The sequence below is a fragment of the Paenibacillus thermotolerans genome (genome assembly GCF_028745515.1).
GTDB classification, from domain to species: domain Bacteria; phylum Bacillota; class Bacilli; order Paenibacillales; family YIM-B00363; genus Paenibacillus_AE; species Paenibacillus_AE thermotolerans.
Window position 1 is genome coordinate 1 of record NZ_JAQZSG010000049.1, and the last position, 12,153, is coordinate 12,153.

General features: G+C 49.4%; 8 protein-coding genes. All 8 read left to right on the plus strand.

Going from position 1 to position 12,153, the window contains the following annotated elements; translation table 11 throughout:
- Positions 1-1,245: tagaturonate reductase (locus tag PT964_RS24200; RefSeq protein WP_274365938.1), on the plus strand; the 1,245-nt coding region annotated here is incomplete at its 5' end.
- Between the two features lie 416 nt (positions 1,246-1,661).
- Positions 1,662-3,359 carry a sensor histidine kinase gene (locus PT964_RS24205; RefSeq protein WP_274365939.1) on the plus strand — a complete coding sequence of 566 codons (1,698 nt, stop codon included), beginning with the start codon at positions 1,662-1,664 and terminating at the stop codon, positions 3,357-3,359.
- Between the two features lies 1 nt (position 3,360).
- The gene (locus tag PT964_RS24210; RefSeq protein ID WP_274365940.1) at positions 3,361-4,773 is read left to right on the plus strand and encodes a response regulator; all 1,413 of its coding nucleotides are present in this window, start codon (positions 3,361-3,363) and stop codon (positions 4,771-4,773) included.
- Between the two features lie 21 nt (positions 4,774-4,794).
- Entirely contained in the window at positions 4,795-6,435 is a 1,641-nt protein-coding gene (locus PT964_RS24215) for a type 2 periplasmic-binding domain-containing protein (protein ID WP_274365941.1), read from the plus strand.
- A 181-nt stretch (positions 6,436-6,616) separates the two neighbouring features.
- Complete coding sequence (locus tag PT964_RS24220) at positions 6,617-7,309, plus strand: ABC transporter ATP-binding protein (RefSeq protein WP_274365942.1); 693 nt, start codon at positions 6,617-6,619, stop codon at positions 7,307-7,309.
- Positions 7,293-8,315 carry an efflux RND transporter periplasmic adaptor subunit gene (locus tag PT964_RS24225; RefSeq protein ID WP_274365943.1) on the plus strand — a complete coding sequence of 341 codons (1,023 nt, stop codon included), beginning with the start codon at positions 7,293-7,295 and terminating at the stop codon, positions 8,313-8,315. Before PT964_RS24220 ends, PT964_RS24225 begins: the two co-directional genes overlap by 17 nt.
- Positions 8,316-8,345: 30 nt before the next feature.
- The gene (locus tag PT964_RS24230) at positions 8,346-11,252 is read left to right on the plus strand and encodes an ABC transporter permease (protein WP_274365944.1); all 2,907 of its coding nucleotides are present in this window, start codon (positions 8,346-8,348) and stop codon (positions 11,250-11,252) included.
- Between the two features lie 2 nt (positions 11,253-11,254).
- Complete coding sequence (locus PT964_RS24235) at positions 11,255-12,124, plus strand: ABC transporter ATP-binding protein (protein WP_274365945.1); 870 nt, start codon at positions 11,255-11,257, stop codon at positions 12,122-12,124.
- Positions 12,125-12,153 lie beyond the last annotated feature (29 nt).

Sequence of the window (12,153 nt, forward strand, 5' to 3'; positions counted from 1 at the left end):
GTCACTCCGCCCAGAACAAGCGGCCGCGGCAAGCTTGAATTGCTTCGGAAACAGGACGGACTGTTTACTTTGATGGTCAAAGGACTTTCCGGCGGCGGGAAGACGGAATTCAATGAAGTGGTATCGAGCATTGCCGGAACGGCCGACCCGTTCAAGGAGTGGGATCGTTTTCTTTCTCTGGCTGAAAATCCGGATATGGAGTTTGTCATTTCCAATACGACGGAAGCGGGAATCGCATATGTGGAGCAGGAATACTCGGCTGAGGGACCTTATGTTACGTACCCGGCTCGATTAACGGCCTACATGAACAGGCGCTATACACATTTAGGTGAGGATCACGGGCTCTTTGTCATTCCGTGCGAGCTGCTCGAGCGTGCGGGGGATCGGCTGCAGTCGATTGTAACTCAGCATGCACGGGATTGGAATCTTGACGAAGGCTTTATTCGTTGGATACAGGAAAGAAACACGTTCGTGAATACATTGGTCGACCGCATTGTGACGGGATATCCTGCGGGTACGCCGGAGGAGCATGGTGCAGCGCTCGGTTATGAAGACAAAATGGCTGTCGTAGCGGAGCCGTATTACGAGTGGGTGATCGAGGACCGAAACGGCCTCTCCGACCGGCTGCCGTTCCGGGAAGCGGGACTGAATGTCCGGTGGGTCGACGACTTAAGCCCGTATGTGAAACGCAAGGTGCGGGTATTGAACGGGGCGCATACGTTCCTTGTACCGATGGCGTATTTGAAAGGGTATGACATCGTGCGGGATGCCGTTAGTGACGAGAGCATTGCCGCTAAGGTGAGGACATTTTTGCATAGCACGGTCTTGCCCGTCCTGCCTTTCACTGAAGAGGAAACGAAAGATTACATAGCTTCCGTGCTGGATCGTTTCCGCAATCCGTACATCGATCATCGTCTGCTCGATATCGCATTGAACGGTGTAAGCAAAAGCGTCGTCCGGCTGCAATCGACATTGCTCGATTACTATGCGCTGAAGCGGAGCGTGCCTGAAGCTCTGATAGAATCTTATGCGTATTTCGTAAGGTTTTACCGGGTGACCGAAGAGGATGGAAAATGGTTCGGGTATAGGCGGATTGACGATGGTAAGCAATGTTTTGAGGTGAAAGATGCGGAAAAGGCGCTGACCGCTTTCTCGGAATACTGGGCGCGTTATGATGCCGATCATGATGTACGCGCATTGGTAAACCATATCTTCTGTTCGGATGNGATGCGGAAAAGGCGCTGACCGCTTTCTCGGAATACTGGGCGCGTTATGATGCCGATCATGATGTACGCGCATTGGTAAACCATATCTTCTGTTCGGATGAGATTTGGGAACAGCCGCTGTCATGTGCGGGGATCGATTATGCCGCATTTACGGAAAGGGTAGCCGTTTTTTTAAGGGACATTTTGCAGGAAGAGCATGATTTGTAGAGGTAAATGTCCGTGCCTTAATGGTACGGGCTTTTTGACGGTTTCATGGCTCAATAAAAACGGTTTTTAGGAGCTCTCCACAAGTTGAGATGGGGAAAGCAGAGGAATTATTTTATAAAAATAGTTTAGTATTGTAGAATTTTAATGTGTTTAATAATAGAATCGAGATTAAACGATAAGCTAGCATACATAAGACAAAGAAAGTCTCAGAGAAAAGGTGTCGTTCCATTGACGTTAAAAAGAAGAATATTCTTCATCTTTATCTTCAGTTCGCTCGTTCCGCTTGTTTGTATTACGATTATTTCTTACTATGCGATCAACTCGATTTTATCGAATAAGATCGAGTCCGGAATCCGAAGCAACTTGAAACAAGTCACCTTGTCTTTGGAAAGCTCGATTAATAGTCTGAATCATATTTCACAGCAATTTGCTTATGAAGGCACGATCGTAAGAGAACTCGAAGAGCTTATGGTAACCAAGGAACCTTTTCTTCGGATGAAGCTGCAGCACCAATTCAAAAGCAAATTGAACCTGATTACGTTTACGAACCCGGACGTCGGATTGACGATGTATTATTTTGAGAAGGACCGAAAGTATCAATTTGAAAATTTGCCCGTGAAATACAGCTTTTCTCCACAAAAGCTCCCGCTTTTTGCGCAGTATTACGGAATTTCTTATTTCGGCCCGCATGAGAGCTTTAACCGGTTCGATAATAGATACGTATTGTCGGCTTTACGAAAAGTGGATTACCCCGGACGAGACGATGTATACGTTTACATCGAGATGGGTATCCAATTGGTGCAAAATATGTTGGACAGCGACCTATCCCAAAATAATATCAGTCATGTACTGCTGGACAATAACGGAAAGATTATTTATAGCGAGTTTCCGAGACTGTTCAAGAATGGCACGACCTTCCCCGAATTTTCGAAAGGAGATCCATCCGGCTACAGTAAGGGGTATTACTGGTATAGGCAATCAAGCAGCCAAGGCTGGAGCGTCGTGTCCGTCGTGGCTGAAGCAGACTTTAACGAAGAGAAAAATCGATGGCTTGTCCAAATTGTCCTGTTTACCTTAGTTTTCATTGCCTTAACGTTAATGCTGGCATGGTTATTATGGAAGATGGTATATAAGCCTCTCAATCAGTTTCATACGGAAATCAAAATGATCGCGCAAACCGAAAGCAAACCTTACCCGAAGCAAACCAGAATACCCGAATTCGATTCCTTGTTGGATCAATTTCAACAAATGAAGAAACAAATTTGGGATTTGTTTAACGAGGTTAAGGAAAAAGAAAAACAGCGGGTAGACCTTGAAGTGGAAAAGCTTCTGTATCAGATTAACCCGCATTTCCTAATGAATACGCTGGATACCGCGCACTGGCTCGCGGCCATGAACGGACAGCACGAAATCGACCGTCTTATCCAATCCTTGAATAAATTGCTGTATTATAATCTGGGTAAGCTGGGCAAACCGTCCACCATTGAGGAAGAAATCGATGCGGTCAAGCAATACTTGACTTTGCAGCAAATTCGGTACGACTTTCAGTTTGATGTTCGTATCCATGTCGATGAAGGCGTTCTCAAAAAGGAGGTCCCCCGGTTCATTCTACAGCCCATTGTGGAAAATTCGCTTTATCACGGGTTAAGCGACGACGGCTCTATTGTGATCGACGTCAAGCTTAATCGGGGCATCGAGATCGCCGTTCACGATAACGGTTCGGGAATGACGGAGGATCGGATTTACAAGTTGTTGAACAGTAAGGAGACCGAGCAGCAGAAGGTCGGGCTCGGAATCGGCCTGAATTATGTGAAACGCACGCTTCATTCCCGTTACGGCAACAAGGCCAAGCTCGAAATTAACAGCCGGATTGGACAAGGGACAAGCATATTTTTAACTTTGCCGGTTGAAGAGGTGAAAGATTAGTATGATCAAAGTGCTAGTCGTAGATGACGATAAGTTGGTTCGGAAAGGACTCATTTCGATGCTGCCGTGGCAAGCATTCGGAATGGAGGTCATCGGAGAAGCAAATAACGGAGAGAAAGCGCTAGAGTTTCTGGAGGAACAATCCGTCGATTTGTTATTGACGGATCTTGCTATGCCTGTCATGTCGGGAATAGAATTGATGCGAATCGTTCGCAAAAGGTTCCCGAGACTCCATGTTGTCGTTCTAACCTTACACCAAGATTTCGAATATATACAGGAAGCGCTCCGCTTGGGAGCTATCGATTATATTGCGAAAGTAGAGCTGGAGAAAGAACAATTAGATGATGTTCTGGCAAGAATTGTAGGGCGAATTCAGGAGCAAACGAATGTCGGCGCCGTTCAACGCAGCTTTAATGAACCGGTTTTCTTAACGTTCCAATCCGGTTATGCCGTTATTTGTTTGGATGGCGATTTCGACGGCAGCTGGGCGGAAGATTTGAGTCTTCCCGCACACGTGGGCCTCATGGAGGCGGACCGCAGCAGCTGGCTGTTCATTTCCGAAGAGGAAGACGATACCAATCTTTATCGGCAATTATCTAGTAAAGTAAGTACAACGGAAAATATTGCACTTGTTGAGCTGCATGATGCGGCGCAAATGCCGTGGAATGAATATCAACGATGGGTGCGGGATTTTGCGGAAAGAGAACTGTTCTATGAGTATCGTCCCGATAACAAAATCATCAAAGCCTGTATGTATAATGGGAATCAACTTCAGCATGAGCCGAACGACGAAGGTTTGGATCGATTGAAGGAGCTATGGCTGTCAGCGGAATGGCTTTACAGCGATTTTTTATTTTGCAATTTCGTTAGGGAAATTCGGCTGCTTCGTATGCCGCAGGCGAGGCTCATCGGACTATTATATGCCTATGTTAACGAGTGGAACCGTATTTTGTCGCACACCAAGCTTGGAAAGATTAAGCTTGCCGAGCCGATTCATTGCTGGTATCAAATCGAGCAGTGGATAGAGGGAATCCGCGAAAGGATTCGACTTGCGGCAAATCAAACCAATTACTCGGAGGAAATTATTAATTGTATTCTCAAGGCCGAACAAATCATGCGGTCCGAAATGGCTCAACCTTTAACCGCGGCTGAAGTGGCAAAGAGAATGAATATGAGCCGAAGCTATTTCAGCCAATGCTTTAAGGATATTATCGGAAATACGTTTAATGAGCGCATTCGAATGATTCGAATGGAGAAAGCGAAGATGTACTTACTAAGCACGAACAAAACGATTCAATGGATTGCGGAAAATACGGGGTATACGGATGAAAAGTATTTTAGCCGAAGCTTCCGCGAGCTAACCGGAATGCTTCCGAGCGAATACCGTAACAACAATCTTGCAAGCAAATCCTAGACATAATCCGGGGGGAAAACCGTGTTGAGCAAAAGCGCCGTAATATGCATAGCAGCATTATTGTTTTTGGCTACCGCATGCAGCGGATCGAGCGAAACCGCTTCCCCGACTAACGGAGAAGCGGATGGGCCGTTTGGGAAATATACGAAGCCGGTCACGTTAAGCATCGGGATGGGAGTGGAGCCGAACTTTAAAACGTATACGGGCGAAACCCCGGCGAATAATCCATGGGTCGATGCTATTAAAGAGACGTTAAATGTACAGATCGAGGTCGACTGGATTGTAGCCAATCAGAACATGGCGCAGAAGACGGATTTGGCCATTGCCAGCAACACGCTGCCGGATGCGATGGTCGTATCGCAATTTCAGTTAAATCAAATGATCAAAGCCGATGAACTTGCAGATTTGACGATTGCTTATGATCGTTATGCATCGCCTGTCATGAAAAGCATTATTGACAGTACGGAAGGAACCGCGATGGAGCATGTCACAGTGAATGGGAAGATGGTGGCATTGCCCTCGGTCGATTCAGAGGACATCAGTTTAATGTGGATCCGTCAGGATTGGCTGGATCGGCTAGGCTTGGATGTGCCGACAACAATGGAAGAGCTGGAACAAGTAGCGGCAGCTTTCGTGCATAAAGATCCGGACGGGAACGGTCAAGCCGATACGATCGGAATTGCCGTCGGAGCTTCTCTTTACGATGATTTCCATTCCGGCCCAGGGAGCTTTAATTTAAATCCGATCTTTTCCGCTTACAATGCATACCCCGGATTTTGGTTGAAGGATATTTATGGTGATCCGGTGTACGGGTCTATACAGCCTGAGATGAAAGCTGTGCTTGCCAAGCTTCGCGAGCTATACGACGAGGGCTTGATCGACAGGGAAATGGGGATTCGCGAATCCGCCGCGGAAGTTGTGATTGACGGGAAAGCGGGCATATTTTTCGCACCTTCGTCCGGCGCATATTGGCCGGTTCCGGAAGCGCTGAAGAACAATCCTAGAGCGAATTGGCAGGCATACGCCGTTCCTCTCGATACGAGCGGCAGGTTTAATGCGAAAATATTCAAACCGACCAAATCTTTTATTGTCGTTCGCAAAGGTTACCAGCATCCGGAGGCTGTTGTTAAAGTTGCGAATGTCATATTGAGGGACGAGTATAAATACGGAATCGACTTTCAACCGCTGCGGAACGTGCTAGCTCCCCGCGATGAAATTGCCTTCTCGGTAAAAGCGCTGAAAGACGTTTTATCGGGCCTTCGAGCACCTGAAGATTTTGCCGATCAGAAGGAGTACACACTGCTGCGTAACGATCTGGCAACCATTAATAATACGAAGCTTCCTCCTTACGATCAGATGGATATTCAATATTGGGATACAAGGCACAGCAATTTCAAGAGGGCTTATTCTTTACTGGTCGGAGGTAGAAATCTTCTTGATCCGAATCTCACGAAAGTGAAAAGTGCATATGTGTCCAATACGGCAACGATGGACAGCCAGTGGAGACATCTATTGGATACGGAGATGGAAGTATTCAGTCAGATCATTATGGGGGCCGCTCCGCTTGAAGCGTTCGACCTATGGGTTGCGGATTGGAAACGTCAAGGCGGCTCACGAATCACAACGGAAGTTAAAGAGGAGATGAAACAGCGGAAAAGGTAGAGAAATGTTCAATCGTTAGGGAGGCAGATGTCCGGAATGCGACCCGCTGCAGAGCGGCTGTACCATGAAATTCAGCCATTCATCTACCCGAATATATGACCGATTCCTATCACAGGAACCGGTCTTTTTTTTGTATATTGATATCTGCAACTACGTTCGCGAACAAGGAGGTCGGCCTGCCATGTCACCAGCCACAAGCGATATCGTTCGTCTTAGCAATATAAGCCGCACCTTCGGACAGGGACACGGTGCGGTACAAGTGCTCAAAGGGATCGACTTATCCGTTCCGTCCGGCCGCTTAATTGCCCTTAAAGGACGATCGGGATCCGGAAAGACTACGCTAATCAACTTGCTCGGCGCGCTTGATCGGCCGACGGACGGCGAGATTACTTTCAACGGCCGCAATATTACTCATTTGTCAAACCAAGAACGGGATCACATACGGAAGTCGGAAATGGGGCTTATTTTTCAATCGTTCGCCCTTATGCCGCTGATGACCGCTTACGAAAATGTCGAGTTTATATTACGAATTGCCGGAGTGCCTGCCGGCAGACGCGAAGAAGCCGTTGTTCATGCAATGGAGCAAGTCGGTTTAAAGTCTAGAATGCATCATAGACCGTTCGAGTTGTCCGGCGGCGAGCAGCAGAGGACGGCCATCGCCAGAGCCATTGCGCATAAGCCGAAGCTGCTGCTTGCCGACGAGCCCACCGCGGAGCTGGATACGCGTACGGGCTTGCAGATTGTGAAAGTGTTCCGCGATTTAGTGGAAAGAGGGAAAATGACGATCGTAATGACGACCCATGATCCCGCCATAATGGAGCTTGTTGATCTTGTGTATGAACTGGAGGATGGACGAATTGTCGCGAAAGCTTAACCCAGTACTCGGCTGTTTCCTCATATTATCCGTCGGCGTCTCATTAACGGGCTGCTCACTGCTTCCGTCCGAGGAGACGAAGCTGAAGCCGCCGCTCGTAAAACCTGCGCAAGAAAGCTATCGCACGGTAGCCGTTAAGAAAGGCGTCATCACGCGGGAATACAAAGGAAGCGGAAGCTTTGAGTCGACCGAGACGGAGATCGTTCAATTGAAGGACCAGGGGGGAAGAATTGAAAAAATTCTCGTTTCCGCAGGAGATCGGGTGAAGAAGGGGGATCCGCTTGTCCGCCTTGACGTGGACGGGCTTGATATTCAGCTCAAGGAGCGGGAGCTCGCGCTTGAACGCGCCAAGCAATCATTAAAACAAGCAAAGAATAGCGGAGACGAGGACTCGCTCAAAATCGCTAAACTGCAGTTCGAAATTGAAAAGCTGAAGTACGATCGCTTGTTGAATACGTTCAACAGCAAACAGCTCCTGGCCGGGATGGACGGGCAAGTTACGTTCGTCGAGGGGTTGAAGGCCGGGGACTACGCGGAGGCGTACCGGGCGCTTGTCGTCATTTCGAATCCATCAAGTCTTCGCTTAGCCCTAAGCGTCGATGCAGGGGATAAAATCGCGGACATTGATGTAGGATATCCGGCGCTGGTAAGCGTCGGAAAAGAGACGTTCGAGGGGAAAGTCGTTCAGACGCCGTCCTCCGCCCCCGATACGTTAAATGAGCAGCTTCGGGACCGATATTCCAAGACGATGTATGTCGAGCTGCCGGAAATGCCTGACGGAGTGGAAATAGGGAGCTTTGCGGACGTGAAAATTTTGCTGCAGAAACGAGACGACGTACTGGTCATTCCGCGCAGCGGACTGCGAAGCTATCTTGACAGAACGTTCGTCAGAACGCTGGAGGACGGAAAGATCCGCGAAATCGATGTGGAGACGGGGATTGCGGGTTCTACGGAAATCGAGATCACCAAGGGCTTGGAGGAAGGCGCGGTCGTCGTTTTACAGTAATGTCAGCACTGGCTTTTGGGAGGATTTCGTATGGCTTTGTTTATTATGATCGTTCGCAAGATGGTGAAGAACAAGTGGCTGGTTGCCAGTCTTTTCGCCGGCTTGCTCATTTCCGTCGCTTTGGTCAGCAGCATGCCGATTTTTACGGAAGCCATTTTGTCGCGCATGCTCGTTAAAGATATGGAAGCGCTGCAGCTCAAGACAAACATATACCCCGGCTCGCAATATTATAAAATGCTTTTTATGAAAGAAGCTCCGGAGAAACGAAGCCGGATCTTTGACGACATGAACCGGTATATGCAGGAAGATGCCGCGGACGGCTTTCAAATTCCGGTAACGGAGCTCGTTGCCGACATTCAGACTGATCCCATAAAGATCAGACCAGAGCATGATCCGTATCCCGGAACGACAAAATCGCTCCAAACGATGACGCTGCGTTCGTTCGCCGAACTGGAGGATCATATTGAATTGATCGACGGCCGAATGCCGGCGGACGAGCCGGCGGACGGGGTTTACGAAGTGCTCGTCACGAGACGGGGGCTTGTGCGATTTAATACAGTGCTCGACTCGGTGTTCATCATCGATGACGAACAGTTGAATAGCGAAATCAAGCTGAAGCCGGTGGGCATATTCGAAAAAAAACAGGATGACGATCCGTACTTCAAAGAGAGCGACTTAGCGAGTTTGAGCGGAAGCTTCATCGTTACAGACAAGCTTGCAAGGAAGTACTTCTTAGAAGAAGGCAGCATTCCGGTTGCATCCGTCGGATGGTTTTTCGTGCTCGATTATTCGAAGCTCGAACTGCAGTATCTCGACGATTTTTTACATACGAGCGAACAAATTCGCAGCGCGATGCTGAAGAAAGTGACGATGTACCAAACGTCGTGGGAGATCCCGGCGATGGAAACCGTTGCGGCCTTCACAAAGAAGGCTGAGCATCTAAAAACCGTTATATGGTCCTTACATGCGCCGGTGTTAATTATGCTCGCTTTCTACATGTTCATGGTATCGAATTTAATAGCGAATCGCCAAAAAAATGAAATTGCCGTCATTCGCAGCAGAGGTGCGGCACGGTGGCAGGTGATCGCTTCTTATGCCGTGGAAGGCGCACTCTTGTGCAGTATTGCGTTGGTTGCCGGGCCGCTGCTCGGACTGGTTTTCACGGAATTGCTCGGCGCATCGAACGGCTTTCTCGAATTTGTTCAGCGCGTGCGGCTGCCCGTCAGGCTGTCGACTGAAGCTTACCGTTACGGGGCGATGGCGTCCGGCGCATGCTTTGTAGTGATGCTGATCCCGATTGTCGTCGCTAACCGATTTACGATAGTCGGGCATAAGCAGCAGCTGTCGAGGCGGCAAGCGGCGCTTTTCTGGCACAAGGCATTTCTTGATGTCATTGCGGTAGCGGTAGCTATGTACGGCTTATATACGTTCAAGAAGCGGCTGAACGATTTGCAAAGTCTTGGATTGCAGACGGACGCTTTATCCATAGAGCCCTTGCAATTCATTGTCCCGGCGCTCTTTATTCTGGGATCCGGCTTGCTGCTGCTCCGGTTATATCCTTGGGTACTAACGCTTATTTATTGGATCGGCAAGAAATGGTGGCCGCCGACGGTTTATGCGACATTAATTCAGGTCGGCCGCTCAACCGGACAGTATCAGTTTTTGATGATGTTTTTAATAATGACGATCGCTACCGGCGTGTTCAGCGCTACCGCAGCGAGAACGATCAATACGAATGCGGAGGAGCAAATTCGATATAAGAACGGCTCCGACATTGTTCTTGCATCGCAGTGGATTGACGATAAACCGGTACAAGGGGTTTCGATACCGTCCGGTTCGTCCGGCCCGCCGGGCGCAATGCCTGCCTCGGCCGGGATCCAAGCGCCGGTGACCGTTCATTACTTGGAACCGCCCTATGAACCGTACACAACGCTCGAAGGCGTCGGGCATACGGCGAAAGTGTTCAGGAAAGAAGCTTCCTTCAACGTCGGCAATGAAGGCGGAACGGCGACGCTGATGGGGATCGATACTGACGAATTCGGCGAGACGGCCTGGTTCCGTGACAGCCTGCTCGATTATTCCATCAATGATTATTTAAATTTAATCGCGCCGGATCCGAAGGCCGTGCTCGTTTCGAGCACGCTCGCAGAGCAGAAGAAGGTGAAGCCGGGCGATACGATATGGATCGGCTGGACCGGGGTGCCGCAGCAGCCGTTCCAAGTTTACGGAATAATCGACTATTTCCCGGCTTTTAACCCAACCGTCGCCGCCAACCAAACTGGAAATAGCAGAAAGGCGGAAGAGGCGAGCGCGCCGATGCTTATCGTGGGCCATCTATCCCGCATCCAGCTTCAACTTGCCTTAGAGCCGTATGAAGTATGGATACGGTTAAAAGCGGATGCGTCCGTCGCCGAGCTGTATCAAGGAATGGCCGAGCGGAAGCTTCCGATCACAAAGGTTGTAAATACGAAGGAAGAGCTTGCAGATTTGAAGAACGATCCGTTTATGATGGCTCTCAACGGCATTCTTACGCTCGGCTTCGTGTTATCGATCATGATCAGTTTTATCGGACTCTTGTTATATTGGATATTGTCTTTGCAAGGGCGTGCCCTTCAGAACGGAATATTGCGCGCCGTCGGTTTGTCCTTGCGGCAGCTCGTAAGAATGATTGCGCTCGAGCAGCTGTTAACGTCGGGAGTTGCGGTAATGATCGGAATCGTTGTCGGAAACGCCGCCAGCTTGCTGTATGTGCCGAATTTTCAAATCGCCTTTCGCGCCGCAAGAGTCGTTCCTCCGTTTCAAATTACGGTTGATGCCGCCGATTTAATGAGAATCTACGTTTTGGTCGGCTGTATGCTCTTGCTCGGTCTCGGCATACTGGCTTGGATGCTGTCCAGGCTGCGCATTCATCAGGCGATTAAGCTGGGAGAGGATTAACGGTGATATACTGCGAAGGGCTTGTGAAAATATACAAAAGAGACGAGCTTGAGGTTTTTGCCCTGCAAGGCCTCGATCTCCGCATCGAGCAAGGGGAGCTCATGGCCATTATCGGGAACAGCGGGAGCGGAAAATCAACGCTTCTTAATATGCTCGGAGGCTTGGACCGCCCCTCGGCCGGAAAGCTCATGGTAGACGGCAAAGATTTGCTGAAATTCAGCGAGGCGGATTTTGTGCGTTACAAGCGGGAAACCGTCGGCTTCGTCTGGCAAAACAATGCGAGGAATCTAATTCCGTATTTGACTGCGCTTGAGAACGTGGAGCTGCCTATCCTTCTGACAGGCCGCCGCAGGCGTTCGCGGGCGAAAGAGCTGCTCGATGCGGTCGGGTTAAGCCATCGGGTATCCAATAAGCTGTATCAGTTATCCGGGGGGGAGCAGCAGCGGGTGGCCATCGCCATTGCGCTTGCGAATCATCCGAAGCTGCTTCTGGCGGATGAGCCTACCGGTTCCGTAGATACACGAATGGCCAATCAAATATTGGATTTGTTCCGCGATTTGAATCGAAATCTAGGGATTACGATCGTGATCGTTACGCACGATATGGAGCTGGCCAAAAAAGTAGACCGGGTGGCAGCGATCCGCGACGGGAAAATATCTTCGGAAATGCATCGCAAACGCTCCTATGCCGAGGAGCTGAAGGAGCTGGAGACGGCGGAGGAAGAAACTCATGTCGAATTTGCGGTGCTCGATAAAGCGGGCAGGCTGCAGGTGCCGTCGGCTTACTTGGAGTCCATCGGCGCCAAGCATGCGAATAAACTGCGCGTTGAGCTTGACGACGGCAAAATCGTGCTCCTGCCGTCGGGAGAATAACATGCAGCGTTAGATAAATGTTCTGCCAA

What these genes read in the sequence shown, in the direction of transcription:
- PT964_RS24210 (WP_274365940.1), top strand. Translation starts at nt 3,361, where the DNA reads ATGATCAAAGTGCTAGTCGTAGATGACGATAAGTTGGTTCGGAAAGGA.
- PT964_RS24230 (WP_274365944.1), top strand. Translation starts at nt 8,346, where the DNA reads ATGGCTTTGTTTATTATGATCGTTCGCAAGATGGTGAAGAACAAGTGG.
- PT964_RS24220 (WP_274365942.1), top strand. Translation starts at nt 6,617, where the DNA reads ATGTCACCAGCCACAAGCGATATCGTTCGTCTTAGCAATATAAGCCGC.